Origin of the sequence: Arthrobacter sp. ZGTC412 (genome assembly GCF_002929215.1) — a bacterium.
Taxonomy (GTDB): domain Bacteria; phylum Actinomycetota; class Actinomycetes; order Actinomycetales; family Micrococcaceae; genus Arthrobacter.
In genome coordinates, this window is the sequence record NZ_PJII01000021.1 from 1 (window position 1) to 15703 (window position 15703).

A 15703-nucleotide genomic window follows, 5' to 3' on the forward strand; every position below is an offset into this window, starting at 1 on the left:
GTCAGCGGGGACGGCGGCTATAACGAAGTGGTCAACGGTGTGATGCACAGCGGCAACCCGAACGCCGTGTGCGCCGTTATGGCCGCCGGCAACGCCAATGACCACCGGCGCACTACCAGCACCGGGCCGCTCGAGCACGCCATTGCCGACGGCGCCGTCAGGCACATCGACCTCCTGCGCATCACGAAAGGCCAAGAAGCCGGTGCATCCGATGAGTACGCGCACTCCTACATCGGCTTCGGCCTGACCCCGGTCATGGCCATCGATCTGGAAAAGGGCAGCAAAGGCGCCTTAAAGGAGATGTTCTCGGTGATGCGGACCTTCTCGAAATTTAAGCCATTCGAAATCAGGCCCAGCGAGGGCAAACGCCGGAAGTTCGACAGTCTCGTCTTCGCCAACATCGCCCAGATGGCCAAGTACGCCACCCTCAGCGAAGCCGACGACAAGCTGTCAGACGGCAAATTTGAAGTGGTCACATTCCCCCACAGGTCAAAGCTGCGGGTACTGCTCACGGCACTGCGGGCCGCCACCCAAGGGCTGGGAGACCAGCCCAGCGTCAGCAGCTATGCCTTCACTACGCTCAAGCCCATCCCGTACCAAATCGACGGAGAAGTGAAATCCGTGAAGGCGCATACGCGGGTCACCATTGAATCTGCCCCGGCCGCCCTGGCCATATTAAGCTAACGAACCACCGAACCACCGCCGATGAACGCCCGAACCACCGACATTGAAAAGGAACACCGGTGCACGCCGCAACCGCCCAACAGCATGACTCTGAATCACTACAGCCCCAGGGGATCCTGCCCGGCAGGAGCCCGCGACCGACGCCCAGGATCGTCACCACGGCATCCTTGACCTCGCACGTGCACAGCCTGGCCGGGCCTCCAAACTCATCGGGCCCAGTTTTTGTGCTGCTGCACGGGATCGGTATGTCCCACCGCTACTACCGGAGACTTCAAGCAGTCCTGGCCCGGCACGGGGACACCCACGCCATCGACCTGCCCGGTTTTGGAGGAACGCCCACCCCGGACCGGCAGTTTTCCATTGCAGACTACGCGCACCACATCGCTGCGACACTGGAAAAAATGGGCGCCTCCCGCGTTGTGCTGATCGGGCACTCGATGGGGACACAATTCGCCACCGAACTCGCGGTCCAGTACCCGGACATGGTCTCCCACGTCGTGCTTCTGGGCCCGGTGGTGGACCCCGAACGCCGGACCGTTCGCCAGCAAACCATGGCGTTGGGACTTGATGGGCTAAGGGAAAGTCCGATAGGTAATGCCATCGTCTTCACCGACTACGCACGTTCCGGGCTGCGCTGGTACCTCACCGAACTCCCCGTGATGATGACCTACGACCTTCAAGCGCAAATGGCCCTCGTGACCCAACCCGTCCTGGTCATCCGCGGCTCACGAGATCCCGTAGCACCCCAGCGCTGGTGCGAAAAACTGGCCGCGACAGCACCGAACGGGCGCTTCCTGGAAATACCTGGAAAACCACACATCGTCCAGCACGGCGGGGCCGCCAGCACCGCGGCCGGCATTCTCGGCCACGCCAGCAACTAGACCGAGTCACCGGCTGAAGGTCATAAGATGGGTCCCCCGCAGGTAGGGCACGTTGTGGCCATTGGCTTGAACACACCATCAGCCCGTCCGGTCTTGGAGGTGTTCACCAGTCGTGGACTGTTCCGTCGATGAGGCGGTTGTAGGGCAGGTAGGCCTGCTGGTAGGGGTAGGCGGCTGCGGCTTCTTCGTTGAATTCGACGCCGATGCCGGGCTTGTCGCCCGGGTGGAGGTAGCCGTCCACGAAGGTCATGGATTGTTCGAAGACCTCGTTGGTGGCGTTGGAGTGCTGCATGTATTCCTGGATGCCGTAGTTGTGGATGGCCAGGCCCACGTGCAGCTGCGCGGCGAAACCCACCGGGGAAATGTCGGTGGGGCCGTGGAAGCCGGACTTGATCTGGTACTGCGCCGCGAAGTCCATCACCTTCTTCAACGGGGAAATCCCACCGAAGTGCGTGGACGCGGCCCGGACGTAATCGATCAGCTGTTCCTTGATGATGGTCTGGTAGTCCCAGACGGTGTTGAAGATCTCGCCGATGGCCAGCGGGGTGGTGGTGTGCTGCCGGACCAGGCGCAGGCCTTCCTGGTTCTCCGCCGGGGTGCAGTCCTCGAGCCAGAACAGGTCATACGGTTCCAATGCCTTGCCCAGCTTGGCGGCCTGGATCGGAGTCATCCGGTGGTGCCCGTCGTGCAGCAGCGGGATCTCCGGGCCGAACTCGTTCCGCACCGCCTCAAACACGGTGGGCAGGTGCCGCAGGTACGCGCGGGTGTCCCAGTCCTCCTCCACCGGGAACGCACCGCGGCCGGCGGGTTCGTAGTCGTACCGTTCACCGGAGGCCTGCGCCTGCGCGGCCACACCGTACACGGCCTTGATGCCCGGCACGGCGGTCTGGATCCGGATCGACTTGTACCCGAGCTCCAGGTGCTCCCGGACCGAATCAAACAAGGCCGGCAGGTCCGCGCCGGAGGCGTGCCCGTACGCGCGCAGCCCGTTCCGGGACGCCCCGCCCAGGAGCTGGTACACCGGCATGCCCGCCATCTTGCCCTTGATGTCCCACAACGCCATGTCCACCGCGGCGATCGCGGCCATCGTCACCGGGCCCCGGCGCCAGTACGAGGATCGGTACAGGAACTGCCAGGTGTCCTCGATCCGGTGCGGATCCTTCCCGATCAACAGCTGCGCCACATGCTCCTTCAAATACGCGGCGACGGCAAGCTCGCGCCCGTTCAGCGTGGCGTCACCAATACCCGTCACACCATCCTCGGTGGTGATCCGGAGGGTCACAAAGTTCCGGGAGGGACTGGTCACGAAGACTTCGGCGGCAACGATTTTCACTGCAGATCCGGCTTTCTTGGTAGGGGAAAAGTAAAGACAGGCCGAGTTCCGGCCCGGAAAAAATCAGCGCTGCGTGGTCCCGCCGGGGGTGGTTCCGAGCAGGGCCAGCTCCGCACGGGCGGGCAGGCCTTCCCAGTCCCCCGCCGTGCTGACAGCGAAGGCTCCGGTGAGGGCGCCGCGCTGCAGGCGGCCGGGTACGTCGGCGCCGTCGAGCACGCCGGACAAGTAGCCGGCGGTGAACGCGTCGCCGGCTCCCACCGTGTCGATGCTGGTGACGGGCACCGCCGGGGCATCCCACCGGCCATCCGGGGTGTGGACGCTGGCGCCGGCAGCACCGCGCTTGACCACCACTTCGCGCACTCCGAGGCCCAGGAGCTCGGTAACCATCGCCAATTCACTTGTGTCCGTGTCGTCCGTGTCATCCGCGCCCGCCGGCGCGGTGGCCACCAGGCCGAGCTCGTCGTCGGAAGCGATCACGATGCTGGCATGCCGCACCAGCGGCGTGAGCACCTTCCGCGCCTCTTCTCGGGACCAGAGCTTGCTGCGGTAGTTGACGTCCAGGGACACCACCACGCGGTCACCCGCGGCTTGTTCGGCAGCGTACTCCACGGCCTTCCGAGACTCGTGGCTGAGGGCCGCCGTGATGCCGGTCAGGTGGAGGACACGCGGCCCCGCCTGGAGCGCGCGGTCCACGTCCTCCGGGCACAGCGTTGACCCTGCCGAGCCGGAGCGGTAATAGAAGGCGCGGGTAACATCAGCCGTGCGCTGCTCGAGGAACATCACTCCGGTCCGGCGGGCAGGGTCCTCACGGTGCTGCAGCCCGACTCCCTCAGCGCGGAGCTGGCGGAGGATGAACTCGCCATGCGGATCGGCACCCACCACGCCGGCCCAGCTGACACTGTGCCCGAGCCGCGCGACGCCGACGGCCACGTTCGACTCGGCGCCGGCAACGTGCATAGTCAGGGCGCCGCCGGCGGACAGCGGCCCGGCGGAGCGCAGCGAGACCATGGACTCGCCGAAGGTCAGAAGGTCCACGGTAGGGCGCGCGACGGCGGCAGTCACCGCTGGCTCTCCGCGGCGGTCCGGTGGTCAAAGTCTGCGGCCAGGGCCACGAAGCGGCGTGCACGCTCGCGCATGGGGGCAAGGTCGCCGCCGGATCCGGCATCGCCGAACAGCGGGCCTCCCAGCCCTACCGCTATTGCGCCGGCTCCCCAGTATCCCGCGGCTTCATCGAGTCCCACGCCGCCCACCGCGATGAACGGGATGTCCGGGAACGGGTCGCGCAGTGCCTTCAGGTAACCCGGTCCGCCGATGGAGGCGGGAAAAAGCTTGACCGCGGTGGCGCCCCGGTTCATGGCCTCTAAGGCCTCGCTCGGGGTGAGGGCTCCGGCAAGGACGGGGACGCCCCGGCCAGCCGCTTCCTCGATGGAGGGTGCCAGTGACGGCGTGACCACGAACTGGCCGCCGGCCGCGGCGACGTCATCCACGTCCTGCTTTGTCAGCACTGTTCCGGCGCCTACGAAGCACCCGGCGGGAGCGGCTGCGCGCACCTCGCTGATAGCCTCGAGCGCTCCGGGAGTCGTGAGGGCGATTTCAACGTACTGGAAGCCCTCCTCCATCGCGGCAAGCGCTGCCCTTCCGGCGGCCGGTCCGTCGTTGCCACGGACGATCGCCACCAGCCGGCTCTCGCGTACCCCGGCCAGCAGGGCTTCGGGGGTCAGGGTGTTCTCCATACTGGGCTTCTCCTTTGAAGGGGTGTCCATTTCCGAGCCAGCGGTCCGCGCCGTCACCATTCCGCGAAAGCGCCGTCCGGCTGGCGCCACACCGGGCCCCGCCAGGCGTGTCCGCGTTTATCCGCGGCGCGGACCACAGCTTCATCGATCTCGATGCCCAGGCCGGGGCCAGTGAGCCGTTCGATGTGCCCGTCCACAAACTTCAGCGGCGTTTTGTCCACCACATAGTCCAGGACCTCTGCGCCCTGGTTGTAGTGGATGCCGATGCTCTGTTCCTGGATCAGGAAGTTGGGCGTCGCGAAGCCCACCTGAAGGCACGCGGCGAGCGCCAGCGGACCCAGCGGGCAGTGCGGCGCCAGCTGGACCTCGTAGACCTCGGCCAGCGAGGCGATCTTGCGAACCTCGGTGATGCCGCCCGCATGGGAGAGATCCGGCTGGGCGACGGCGATGCCGGCCTGCAGCGCCGGCAGGAATTCCTGGCGGCTGTAGAGCCGCTCACCGGTGGAGACCGGCGTTGTGGTGGACGAGGTGAACTCGCGCAGAAGGTGCGTGTTTTCCGGGACCACGGGTTCTTCGAGGAAGAAGGGCCGGTAGGGTTCCAGCAGGGGTGCCACACGGCGGGCATTGGCCAGGCTGAAGCGGCCGTGGAAGTCCACCGCCACGTCGCGGTGTTCGCCGAGGACTTCGCGGGCGGCTGCGACCCGGCGGACCACGCCGTCGATCTCGGCCACGGAGGCGATCGGGCTCATCCGGCCGCTGGCGTTCATCTTCACCGCGGTGAGGCCAACCTCCAACTGCGCGCTGATCTGGTCGGCCACCTCGTTGGGTTCGTCGCCGCCTACCCAGCCGTACATCCGAATCCGGTCCCGGACGTGGCCGCCGAGGAGCTGGTGCACGGGCGCGTTGAAGTGCTTGCCGGCGATGTCCCAGAGGGCCTGGTCCAGGCCCGACACGGCGCTGGCAAGGATTGGTCCGCCGCGGTAGAAGGACCCCTTGGTCATCACCTGCCAGTGGTCCTCGATCCGCAGCGCGTCATTGCCGATCAGGAACTCGGCGAGCTGCTCGACGGCGGTGCGCACCGTTTCGCTGCGGCCTTCGCACGTCGCTTCGCCCCAGCCGACGATTCCGCTGTCGGTCTCGATCCGGACGAAGAGCCAGCGCGGCGCGACGAGGAAGGTTTCAATCCTGCTGATGAAGGTCATCTGGTGCCTAGCCCTTGGTCGCACCGGCGGTGAGGCCGGAGACGATGTACTTCTGCGTGAAAAGCGCAATGATCATGATCGGGATGGTGACGACGGTAGCCGCGGCCATCAGCCCGCCCCAGTCGATGCTGGCGTAGGACACAAAGTCGAAGATGGCCACGGGCAGCGTCTTGGTGCTGGAGCCGGAGAGCACCAGGGCAAACATGAAGTTGTTCCAGGAAAAGATGAAGGAGAGGATCCCGGCGGTGGCAATTCCGGCGACGGAAAGCGGCAGCGTGATGCGGCGGAAGGCCCCGATCGGCGTGAGGCCGTCCACCTGGGCGGACTCCTCCAGCTCCAGCGGCAGGGAATCAAAGTAGCTCATCATGATGTAGACAATCAGCGGCAGCGCAACGAACATGTGGCTGAGGATCAGCACCTCGAACCGGCCCACCATCCGCAGGTTGGAGAACACGTAGTACCACGGCACCAGCAGCGAAACGCCGGGGATCACGCGGGCCATCAGGACCACGAGCGCCGAGCGGTGCATGGTGAAGCGGCTCATCGCATAGGCTGCGGGAACTCCAAGCACGATTGACAGCACGGTGGAAACGAAGGCCACCCAGAAGCTGTTGAAGATGAAGACAAAGTAGTTGTTCCGTTGGAGCACGTTGGCGTAGTTTTCGCCTGTGGGCGTGAAGAACAGGGCCTTGCCGGTGTCGTAGATGTCCACGTTGGTCTTGAGGGAGGCAAGGAACATCCAGAACAGCGGGGCGATGAGGAACAGCACCACGGCAATGAGGGCCACAACGCGGAAGGCCTTGTACGCGCGGGTGCCCAGGGGCTTCCGACGGCGGCGAAGCACCTGGGGCTTTCCGGCGGACGTTTGGCTGGGGGTCAGGACGGTCATTTGCTTACCGCTTTCTTGCGCATGGTCAGCAGCCACATCGAGCCGATGATGATCATGAAGAACAGGATCAGGACGGCGGAGGACAGCCCGTACTGGTTGTAGTCGAAGCTCAGGCCGTAGGCGTAGACATTGAGGGTTTCCACTTCGTTGAAGGATCCACCGCCCTTGCCCTTGGTGGCGTACAGGATGTCGAAGGTCTTCAGGGCATCGATGCCGCGGAGCAGGATGGCGACGATCACGGTGGGCATCATGAGCGGCAGGGTGATGTAGAAGAAGCGCTGGAAGGCGTTGGCGCCGTCCACCCGGGCAGCCTCGTCCGGCTCATCGGAGAGGGACGTCAGGCCGGCAAGAAGGATCAGCACCACCATGGGGGTCCACTGCCACACGTCCATAAAGATGGTGGTCCCGAGCGCGGTGTCCTGGCCGGAAAGCCAAGGCTGCGGCGGGATGCCGATCATGCCCAGCAGCTGGTTGGCGAAGCCGATGTTCGGGTCGAAAATCAGGCGCCACATCATGCCGACGGCAACGGGGGTGGCCACCAGGGGAAGCAGGATTGCCACCCGGACCCACTTTTCACCGCGGAAAGGACGCCAGAGGAGCAGTGCGATGCCCATGCCGAGCACCACCTCGCAGACCAGGGCAACACCGGTGAAGGTCAGCGTGCGGCCCACCGCAGGCCAGAACCGCTCGGTGTCAGTAAGAACAGTGAGGTAGTTCTGGAAGCCGATGAACTCTGTGGCGGCGCGGACGGAGCCCTGCGAATCGGTAAGGCTCAGGTAAAGGGTCCACACCAGCGGGAAGACGATCAGGATGCCGACGAAAATCATGGCGGGGGCCGCAAAAAGCCATTTGCGGTGCCGGTTGGACCAGGCGGAGACGTTCCCACCGAAGCTGGGAGGGCGGCCGGCGCTGCGGGCGGGAGCGCTGCGGGGAGCGTTCGTTACGGACATGGTTCACCTAAGGAGTTTTGGGGGGAAGCGGTGCGCGGCGGGACGGCAACGGGGCTGCCGTCCCGCCGGACTGTGGTGCTGGCTGTGATGCAAAGGCGCGCAGGCGCCTGTGGCATTACTACTTTTCTTCGCTGTCCAGGAACTTCTGGAAGGCGTCATGGGCCGAGTCGGCTGCAGCGGAGGCGTCGGCGCCGGTGATGCTGGCTACAATCGGCTCACCCACGATTTCCCTGGCCTTGCCCACGGTGACAACCTCGGGGCGGTCATGGCCCACACCGTTTTTTGCACTGACGGCGATTGCATCGGCGAGGTCCTTGGGGTAGGTGGAGGTTCCCTCAGGGTTGGCCCAGACGGAGGCGCGGGGCCCGGGAACACCGGCCTTCTGTGCAGCCAGGGTACGTTCCTTGCTCGTGGCCCACTGGATGAACTTCCAGGCATTGTCCTGGTTGCTGGAAGCCTCGTTCACTGCCAGGCCCCAGGAGGGGATGTTGTACGGCTTGGAACCAGCTGGACCTGCCGGCAGGGGTGCGAACCCAACCTCGTCCGCCACTTTCGACTTGGCCGGATCGGTGGCGTTCTTGTAGAGCGAGTCAGCCTCGGTGTAGAAGGCGGCCTTGCCCTGGGTGAAGATGGCCATGGCCTCGGGCCAGCTCATATCGGTGCTGACGTTGGCGGGGCCGTAGTTCTTGATCAGGCCGCCGTAGTAGGCGTAGGCCTGCTTGGCAGCGTCCGAGTTGACGGCGGACTTGCCGCTGGAGTCGGTGAAGTCACCGCCGAAGCTGTACAGGAAGCTGGAGAACTGGGTGACGGCCGTGGATTTGCCGGTGCGGGCCACGAAGCCTGCGGTATCCGGGGTGGATTCCTTGATGGCCTTGGCAGCCGCTTCAAGCTCCTCCATGGTCTTGGGGACCTCCAGGCCCGCGGCCTTCAGGAGGTCCTTGCGGTAGTAAAGGACCTCGCGCTCGGTGATGATCGGGACGCCTACAACCTTGCCGTCGGCGGTGGTGGCCTTGACCGGGCCCTCCTGGTAGTCCTTCCAGTCCCAGCCGGAATCAGAGGACACCTTTTCGGTGAGGTCGGCAAGGTAGCCATTCTTTGCGAATGCCTTGCCTTCCTGGAGCGGGCGGTACATCATCACGTCGATTTCATCGCTGCCGGCGTTGAGCTTGACGTTGTACTGGTCAGAGAGCTGGTCTTCGCCGAGCTGGGTCAGCTCCACTTTCAGGCCGCTGGACTGCTCAAACTCGGGGATGGCGGCCTTGATGCCTTCAGTCCACACATGGTTGGCGAGCGTCACCCGGACGACACCTGATTCCTTGGCATCGTCACTGCCGCTCCCGCTGCAGGCCGTGAGCCCGAACGAAAGTGCGGCGGCGACTGCCGCGTACTTCATTACTGCACGTCGCTTCATTACGACTCCCTTTTTCCTTGGCTGGCGTCACTGCCCAGCCGGGCGCTGACGCTTCTTTACGTCTGCTCTGGACGCGAGCATAAGCCGATAAGTCAGACTTAGACAACCCCTTTTTGCCGACCAGTATGATTTAGGCATGAGACTTCCAAGGGTGGCGTCCCCTACGGACCGGCACGCGGCGTTGGTACAGAGCCTCGGCCTGGCAATCGCGGACGGGCGGCTCGCGCCACTTTCCATCCTGAGGCTGGACGAGTTGGAGGAGCAGCATAAGGTATCCCGTTCGGTGGTCCGGGAGGCAGCGCGGGTGCTCTCGTCAAAAGGAATGCTCGAGTCCCGTCGGCGCTTCGGCACTGTGGTGCAGCCTGAAGAATCCTGGAACCTCTACGACCCCGAGGTGATCCGCTGGCGGCTGGCGTCCTCCCGCCGGCTGGAGCAACTGCAGTCGCTTAACGAACTGCGGGGAGCGGTAGAACCGCAGGCCGCCCGTCTTGCCGCCGAACGCGGGTCCTGGGACGCCGGCAGCGAACTTGTCTCCCTTGCAGCACGGCTATGGGCCGCCGGCCAGCGCGGCGAACAGGAGGAGTTCCTCCGGCTGGACGTGGAGTTCCACGCGGCTGTGCTCAAAGCCTCCGGCAATGCCATGTTTTCCCAGCTTCAGGATCTCGTGGCTGAAGTCCTTACCGGACGTTCCCAGCATGGCCTGATGCCCCACCTACCGCACCATGAAGCACTGCAGCTGCACGTGGACGTGGCGAGCGCCATCCAGCGCCGGGAGGCGGGCGCAGCCCATGCAGCCATGAGCAGGATCGTGGAACAGTCCTCCGAGGAGATGAGCCAGATCTGGTCGAGCACCCATGACACAGCCAGCGTTCCGCTGGCCACCGGCGCGGACAAAGCTTTGGGCTAATCCGGGCCTGCTGCCCTCATGGCCGCCCGGATGACCTCACACCGCCTTCGCCGACGCCAGCTCCCTTGCCAGGAAATCCAGAACGGGCTGCGCCTCCGGGCTGCCAGCCGCATGGTTGAGGTGGCCGTGGACGGCGCCGCGGGCCAGGAAAAATGACACCGGAACGCCCGCCTGCTCCAAACCCGCCGCGAAGAGCTCGGAAGAGCCGCGGACGTCGTCGTACTCGCAGGCGACGATGGCCGTGGGCGGCAGTCCGGAAGGGTCGGCGTAGCCAGGCATGGCATACGAGGACGCCATGCTGACCGGACCGCCGATGTAGTTTTCCGCGTTCCGCACGCAGTCCTCGAGGGTGAAGCGAAGGTACCGGGGCAGGGTGGCCATCACCTCCTCGTCCAGCCCGCCGGCAGGCGGCGGCAACTCGGCGTGGAGGAAGGGATAAGCCAGCAGAAGCTTCGCCGGGAGAGGCTTTCCGGCGTCGGTGAGGTACAGCGCAGCACCCACCGCGAGGTTTCCGCCCGCACCCGCTCCGCCCAGGCACAAGAGCTCCGGATCCAGCCCCAGCCCTGCGGCGTTGCTTCGAACCCAGAACCAGCCGGCCAAGGCGTCCTCGTGGGGCACGGGAAAGTGCACCCCGTCGCGGGCAAGGCGGTAGTCCACCGACAGCACCGGCGTCCCGGAAGCGGCCAGCACCCTGGCCAGGTAGTCCGATTCAGGCATGTCCAGCCCGCCGCTGACGAAGCCGCCACCGTGCAGCCACACCAGCGCAGGCCCGGCCGCCCCTACCGTTTCGCCGTAAATCCTGATGGCTACCGGCCCGTGCCTGCCATCAGCGGTGACTGTGCGGATGGGAACATCGGGGCCGACTTGTGCCGCTATGGTTACCGGGCCCTCAGCGGCCGCCAGATACCCGGCAAAGCCCGCGTCCGGCGCCAACGTCCCGCCGTCGGCAGGAGCAGAGGACTCCCGTTGTCGCGAGGTCATGGCCTGGCCAGCGTCTCGCTGAGGAAGTTGACGGCTGCAGCAAGGATGGCATCCATCTGCTCCTCCGCGCCGAAGAAGCAGTGATCTCCGCCTTCGATGGTGACCACTTCGTGCTCCACTCCGGCGTCCGCGAGCGCGGCGGCCAGGAGGTCGGTCTGTGAATGCGGCACCAAGCCGTCGCTGTCGCCGTGGATCAGCAGGAATGGCGGCGCATCAGCAGTGACGTAGCTGACCGGGCTTGCCGCAGCCAGGAGCGCGGGATCGTCCGACCCGCCCACCAGCATGTACTCGGGCTGCAGCGGCATCCCGGCCGGAACGGCGGCGGTCAAGGCCGGCGGGAACAAGCCAGCCGGAGTTTCCATGGGCGGGATGTCCACCAGCGAGGACACACCGTAGAAGTCGACGACGGCGCTGATGCAGCTTGAGTGCCCCTGTGCCCCGAGGCCGCCGTGCAGGTCCCCGCGGTTCCCGGTCAGCCCCAGCAAGGCCACGAGGTGGCCGCCGGCGGACTCGCCCCAGGCGCCGAACCGTCCCGGATCCACGCTGAGGTCCGCTGCGAATTCCCGCAGATAACGGACAGCGGCCTTCAAATCATGCAGCTGCGCCGGGAACGGCGCCTCGAGGCAATGCCGGTAGTCAACCGTGGCGCAGGCAATCCCGGCCTCGTTCAGCAGGCGGAACACCGAGTCCGGCGCGAATGTGGGCGGCAGCTCCCGGCGGTCACCGAGTTGGAAGGCGCCGCCGTGGACCCACACCACCAGCGGGACGGGTCCGTTGGCCTGGCGCGGTAGCCAGATGTCCATCTTGAGCGGCCGGAAGCCGATGGCACGGGCGTAGGTAACTTCGCGGTGGACCGCGGAGATGTCCGAGACGTTCCCGGGAAAGCCCGGAGCGTCGAAGACGGGAAACGGCGGAACCTCCACACCGCCCGGCCGCACAGTATTCATTCGTTTGGTTTCGTAGGCCTCGGTGGCTTCATCGACACTCATGGTGCGCTCCTTACGAGCTGGGGTTCGGGGGTGGTTCCGCCGCTGGCGGGGGCTGGAAAGTGGTGCTTTCCGGGCCCGGCGACGGCGGGAGGCTGGCCGGGGAGGCGGACTTCGGCGATGGTCCCGGGCGGGACAGCCGCACTCAGCTGCAGCCCGCCGTCGTCCGTTACCCACTGCACCTCAATCAGGCCCTGCGGGCTTATGTGCGACGTGGCCGCAGAGGTCAGGCCGGCGCCCGGGCGCGGCTCGATGATGATCCGCTCGTAGCCGGCACTGCCGGGTGCCTGCCGCAGTCCTGCCGTGTAGCGGTGGAGGAAGGACACCACGGCGCCCTTGCTGTAGTGGTTCAGCGACTGGCGCGGGTGCCCGTCGGCGTCGAGGCCGTTCCACAGCTCCCACATGGTGGTGGCGCCGCGGTCCACCATCACCAGCCACGAAGGTTCAGAGTCCTGCATGAGGAGTTCGTAGGCCAGGTCCAGTTCACCGTTCTCGGCGAGGACGGGCAGCAGGTAGGGCGTGGCCAGGAAGCCGGTCCCCACGTGGGTGCCCGCGGCCCTGATCAGCGAAACCAATTGGGCGGTGACAGCGGCGCGCTGCTCTTCGCGGACAAGATCGAATGCGAGCGCGCGGACGCAGTTGGCTTGGCTGGGCTGGGTGACGTGCCCGGCGGAGTCCAGGTATTCCGTCGACCAGGCCTGCCGGACGTTCTCTGAGAGCTCGGCGAGCACAACGGCCTCCTCCCTGCGGCCGAGGGCACCGGCAATTAGTGCCATCAGCGTGGTGGTGTTCCGGTAGTAGGCGGTGGCCACGATGCCGTGATCGGCGGAGCGGGCGGCGAAAAGGTCCGGTTCAGGGCCGTCAGGTTCCATCCATTCGCCCCAGTGGAAGCCGGTGTCCCAGAGGTACTGCTCGTGCGGCGCCGGTGCTGGGTTGGCGGCCGCACGGTCAGGGTGCCGGTTGGATTCGGCGGTGGTCCGGACGAAGCCGAGCCAGCGCTTCATGGCCTCCCAGTTCTCCTCAAGAATGTGGGTATCGCGGGTTGCCAGATAGAGCTCCCACGGCACCATCACGATGGCGTCACCCCAACCCGCCGAGCCGTTCACGAACGCCATGAAGTCGGCCGACGTGGTGTCCGGGCCGGGCGACGGCGAGATGTTGGCAATCACCCCGTTTTCCCACTGATCGGCGCGGACGTCGTTGAGCCACTTCCGCGAGAAGCCTGCCACGTCGTAGAGGTACGCAGCCGTGGGCACGAACAGCTGCCAGTCCCCCGTCCAGCCGGCCTTTTCCCGCTGCGGGCAGTCGGTGGGGACCTCGCAGGCGTTGTCCCGGAAGCTCCACTGCACAATCTCGTGGAGCTTGTTCAGCCGCTCGTCACTGCAGGTGAACGTGCCCAGAGACTCCAGGTCCGTCTGGACCAGGCATGCGGTGATGTCCCCCGGCGCCAGGTCCGCGGGAAGGCCCTGCACGGACACGTACTGGAAGCCGTGGGTGGTGTGCCGGGGCTCAAACACTTCCCCCGGAGCGCCCGACGCCGTCACCTCATCGACCTGCCCCGCGGACAGGAACTGGCCCGGGCGGCGGAAGTCATGCGGGCGCAGGTGGTCCAGGGTCACGTCGCCATCCGCGCCCAGCGCCTCGCCGTAGACGAGGGTTACTGTCTCCCCCGGCGCTCCGAGCCTGGTCAACCGCACCCAGCCGTGGATGTTCTGGCCGAAGTCCACCACCTGGTGGCCGCTGGCAAGGCGGGTGATGGACACCGGCACGAGTTCCTCCACGAGCCGGGTGGGCGGCGCTACAGGGCCAGTCAGGGTTTCGTAGCTGCCATTCCGTACGACGGCGGCACTCCCCTTGGGTGCTTGGAGTTCCTTGGGTGCCGCGCTCTCCTTCCCTTCCGGCTCATCCAGCCGGCGGAAGTCCACCCGCTGCCCGCCCATCAGGTCCGCGCTTAGGATCTCCGATCGCGAAACCAGCCAGGACTCATCGGTGCCGATGACCGTCCTGCTGTCCCCGGACCGCAGCTCCAGCTGAGCAAGGAGTGCGGTGTGCGTGCCGTACATGCCGGCGTCGCGCGTGTATCCGAAGGTTCCGCGGTACCAGCCGTCCGTGAGGACCGCCCTGATCGTGTTGGTGCCGGGGCGCAACAACGCGGTGATGTCGTAGGCCTGGACCTGGAGGGTGGTGTTGTAGCTGGTGGAGCCGGGGGTGAGTTGTTGGTCGCCCACCCGCTGCCCGTTGAGGAACAGCTCGTAGATGCCGTGGGCTGTGGCGTAGGCGCGGCCAACCTCCGGCGCGGCGGCCACGGTGAAGGTCTTGTGCAGGGCGTAGCCCGGGCGTTCGCGGGGAGCCGGAACAACGGGTTCCTCCGGGCCGATCCACCGCGCGGCCCAGTCCGAGGCGTGCAGGAGTCCCAGCTCCACGGGCATCGGTTTGGACCAGGCGCTTTCGGTTTCCGTGCCGTCGGCATTGGTGTTCCAGGTTCGCACCTGCCACTCGAACCGGCTGCGCGATTCCAGCGCCGGGCCGGAGTACGGAACCAGGAGGTGCTGCGCGGACTCCATGCGGCCGGTGTCCCAGCCGTTGCTTGTTGTGATCTGGTAGGCGGCCTGCAAGAGTGTTCCCTCGGGCGGGCACCAGCTAAGGCGCGGCCGGGTGTTGGCTGTGCCCATTGCCTCGAGGAGGTGCTCCGCGCGAAGTCGGGTGGGCGCGTGCTGGGCCAGGTGTGTTTCCTCGACGCCGGCGTCGAGACTGGTGGAGGTCATGCAGGAAGCTCCTGAACGTGGAGTAGCTGGGGTTCCAGCTTCGTTTCCAGCAACTACTCCCCACAGCGTTCTTTCATTGGTTGGAATAGTATTGTGGTCTAGCTCACGGACTTCGGAGTCCAACTTCCAACGGCGCAAGGACCCCACGCATGACTGTCCCTTTGGACACTGAACCCACTCCCACCCGCGGGAAGCGGCCCAAGCAGGGCGAACCGGTGATCGACCGGGCGCTGAGCCTGCTCGCAGTCTTCTCCGACCGACGTCGTGCGCTGACCCTCTCGGAGCTGGCGCGCCACGCGGGGATGCCCGCACCTACGGCGCTGCGACTGATCGCCCGGCTGGTGGCCTGGGGTGCGCTGGAACGGCTCGACGACGGCCGGTACGTCGTCGGCGTCCGCCTGTGGGAGGTGGCGTCACTGTCGCCGCGCGGTCATGGGGTGCGCGAGATCGCGCTGCCCTATCTTGAGGACCTCTTCGAGGTGACGAGGCACCACGTCCTGCTGGCCGTCCGGGACAACGAGGAGGCCGTGCTGATCGAAAGGCTGTCCTCGAAAGACGCCACCGAGGTGGCGTACCGGGTGGGCGGGCGGGCGCCGCTGCGGAGCACCGCCGTCGGGCTGGTGCTGCTGGCTGGGGCCGACCAGCAGTTCCAGGAGGCCACGCTGCGCAAGCCGCCGGAGAACGAACCCGGCGTGGAGAGTATGCCGGAGGGCCAGCTGCGCCGCACTTTGTCCGATGTGCGGCGCACAGGAATTGCGATGATTCGCCGCTCCCACCCGTCAAAGACCGTGTCCGTGGCCTCGCCGGTCTTCGACGCGCAGGGTTCGGTGGTGGCAGCGCTGTCCATCGTGGTGCCGGACGGTTCAACCCCGCCCAACGTGCTGGCACCGGCGGTCCGCGCCACGGCGCGCGCGGTCTCGAGGAACCTGGGCCACCTCGCCGAGGTCAGCCCCGACGTGCGGACGCACTCCGAGGGGTGAC

Annotated in this window: 14 protein-coding genes; 4 read left to right on the top strand and 10 right to left on the bottom strand. The window is 66.2% G+C overall.

Features of this window, described 5'->3' with window-relative positions:
* Together CXQ88_RS18300 and CXQ88_RS18305 are read left to right on the top strand one after the other, a co-directional pair.
* On the top strand, nucleotides 1–684 hold a 684-nt coding region (locus tag CXQ88_RS18300; RefSeq protein WP_104045557.1), incomplete at its 5' end, for a diacylglycerol/lipid kinase family protein.
* A 59-nt stretch (nucleotides 685–743) separates the two neighbouring features.
* On the top strand, nucleotides 744–1565 hold the full coding sequence (locus CXQ88_RS18305) for an alpha/beta fold hydrolase (protein WP_104045558.1): 822 nt from the start codon (nucleotides 744–746) through the stop codon (nucleotides 1563–1565).
* A 103-nt stretch (nucleotides 1566–1668) separates the two neighbouring features.
* Here the strand turns inward: CXQ88_RS18305 and manD are convergent, their stop codons facing one another.
* From manD to CXQ88_RS18340, 7 genes are all read right to left on the bottom strand, one after another.
* Nucleotides 1669–2898 carry a D-mannonate dehydratase ManD gene (gene manD / locus CXQ88_RS18310; RefSeq protein ID WP_104045559.1) on the bottom strand — a complete coding sequence of 410 codons (1230 nt, stop codon included), beginning with the start codon at nucleotides 2896–2898 and terminating at the stop codon, nucleotides 1669–1671.
* Nucleotides 2899–2961: 63 nt separating this feature from the next.
* Complete coding sequence (locus CXQ88_RS18315; RefSeq protein ID WP_258061994.1) at nucleotides 2962–3960, bottom strand: sugar kinase; 999 nt, start codon at nucleotides 3958–3960, stop codon at nucleotides 2962–2964.
* A complete protein-coding gene (locus tag CXQ88_RS18320; protein ID WP_104045560.1) occupies nucleotides 3957–4631 on the bottom strand; it encodes a bifunctional 4-hydroxy-2-oxoglutarate aldolase/2-dehydro-3-deoxy-phosphogluconate aldolase in 675 nt (224 codons plus the stop codon). Before CXQ88_RS18320 ends, CXQ88_RS18315 begins: the two co-directional genes overlap by 4 nt.
* Before the next feature lie 53 nt (nucleotides 4632–4684).
* Complete coding sequence (gene dgoD / locus CXQ88_RS18325) at nucleotides 4685–5833, bottom strand: galactonate dehydratase (RefSeq protein ID WP_104045561.1); 1149 nt, start codon at nucleotides 5831–5833, stop codon at nucleotides 4685–4687.
* A gap of 7 nt (nucleotides 5834–5840) precedes the next feature.
* Nucleotides 5841–6722 carry a carbohydrate ABC transporter permease gene (locus CXQ88_RS18330; RefSeq protein ID WP_104045562.1) on the bottom strand — a complete coding sequence of 294 codons (882 nt, stop codon included), beginning with the start codon at nucleotides 6720–6722 and terminating at the stop codon, nucleotides 5841–5843.
* Nucleotides 6719–7672, bottom strand: coding sequence for a carbohydrate ABC transporter permease (locus CXQ88_RS18335; RefSeq protein WP_258061995.1), 954 nt, complete (start codon nucleotides 7670–7672; stop codon nucleotides 6719–6721). The genes CXQ88_RS18330 and CXQ88_RS18335 overlap by 4 nt, the downstream gene beginning before the upstream one ends.
* A gap of 118 nt (nucleotides 7673–7790) precedes the next feature.
* Nucleotides 7791–9083, bottom strand: a complete 1293-nt coding sequence (locus tag CXQ88_RS18340; protein ID WP_104045563.1) for an ABC transporter substrate-binding protein — start codon at nucleotides 9081–9083, stop codon at nucleotides 7791–7793.
* 136 nt (nucleotides 9084–9219) lie between these two features.
* On the opposite strand from CXQ88_RS18340, the gene CXQ88_RS18345 reads away from it, so the two are divergent.
* Nucleotides 9220–9990: a FadR/GntR family transcriptional regulator gene (locus CXQ88_RS18345; RefSeq protein ID WP_104045564.1), complete on the top strand. Its 771-nt coding sequence runs from the start codon at nucleotides 9220–9222 to the stop codon at nucleotides 9988–9990.
* A gap of 36 nt (nucleotides 9991–10026) precedes the next feature.
* Here CXQ88_RS18345 and CXQ88_RS18350 read toward each other — a convergent pair whose 3' ends face one another.
* From CXQ88_RS18350 to CXQ88_RS18360, 3 genes are read right to left on the bottom strand one after another with little or no spacing between them, the layout of a single operon-like run.
* The gene (locus CXQ88_RS18350; RefSeq protein ID WP_104045565.1) at nucleotides 10027–10971 is read right to left on the bottom strand and encodes an alpha/beta hydrolase; all 945 of its coding nucleotides are present in this window, start codon (nucleotides 10969–10971) and stop codon (nucleotides 10027–10029) included.
* Nucleotides 10968–11960 carry an alpha/beta hydrolase gene (locus CXQ88_RS18355; RefSeq protein WP_104045566.1) on the bottom strand — a complete coding sequence of 331 codons (993 nt, stop codon included), beginning with the start codon at nucleotides 11958–11960 and terminating at the stop codon, nucleotides 10968–10970. Before CXQ88_RS18355 ends, CXQ88_RS18350 begins: the two co-directional genes overlap by 4 nt.
* The gene (locus tag CXQ88_RS18360; RefSeq protein WP_104045567.1) at nucleotides 11957–14722 is read right to left on the bottom strand and encodes an alpha-L-rhamnosidase; all 2766 of its coding nucleotides are present in this window, start codon (nucleotides 14720–14722) and stop codon (nucleotides 11957–11959) included. The genes CXQ88_RS18355 and CXQ88_RS18360 overlap by 4 nt, the downstream gene beginning before the upstream one ends.
* A gap of 149 nt (nucleotides 14723–14871) precedes the next feature.
* Here CXQ88_RS18360 and CXQ88_RS18365 point away from each other — a divergent pair, with 149 nt between their 5' ends.
* Nucleotides 14872–15702, top strand: a complete 831-nt coding sequence (locus CXQ88_RS18365) for an IclR family transcriptional regulator (RefSeq protein ID WP_104045568.1) — start codon at nucleotides 14872–14874, stop codon at nucleotides 15700–15702.
* Nucleotide 15703: the final 1 nt, after the last annotated feature.

Bases quoted from the DNA above. Each gene is read 5' to 3' on its own strand.
- CXQ88_RS18320 (WP_104045560.1), bottom strand. From the start codon at position 4,631: ATGGAGAACACCCTGACCCCCGAAGCCCTGCTGGCCGGGGTACGCGAG.
- dgoD (WP_104045561.1), bottom strand. From the start codon at position 5,833: ATGACCTTCATCAGCAGGATTGAAACCTTCCTCGTCGCGCCGCGCTGG.
- CXQ88_RS18330 (WP_104045562.1), bottom strand. From the start codon at position 6,722: ATGACCGTCCTGACCCCCAGCCAAACGTCCGCCGGAAAGCCCCAGGTG.
- CXQ88_RS18335 (WP_258061995.1), bottom strand. From the start codon at position 7,672: ATGTCCGTAACGAACGCTCCCCGCAGCGCTCCCGCCCGCAGCGCCGGC.
- CXQ88_RS18340 (WP_104045563.1), bottom strand. From the start codon at position 9,083: ATGAAGCGACGTGCAGTAATGAAGTACGCGGCAGTCGCCGCCGCACTT.
- CXQ88_RS18345 (WP_104045564.1), top strand. From the start codon at position 9,220: ATGAGACTTCCAAGGGTGGCGTCCCCTACGGACCGGCACGCGGCGTTG.
- CXQ88_RS18350 (WP_104045565.1), bottom strand. From the start codon at position 10,971: ATGACCTCGCGACAACGGGAGTCCTCTGCTCCTGCCGACGGCGGGACG.
- CXQ88_RS18355 (WP_104045566.1), bottom strand. From the start codon at position 11,960: ATGAGTGTCGATGAAGCCACCGAGGCCTACGAAACCAAACGAATGAAT.
- CXQ88_RS18360 (WP_104045567.1), bottom strand. From the start codon at position 14,722: ATGACCTCCACCAGTCTCGACGCCGGCGTCGAGGAAACACACCTGGCC.
- CXQ88_RS18365 (WP_104045568.1), top strand. From the start codon at position 14,872: ATGACTGTCCCTTTGGACACTGAACCCACTCCCACCCGCGGGAAGCGG.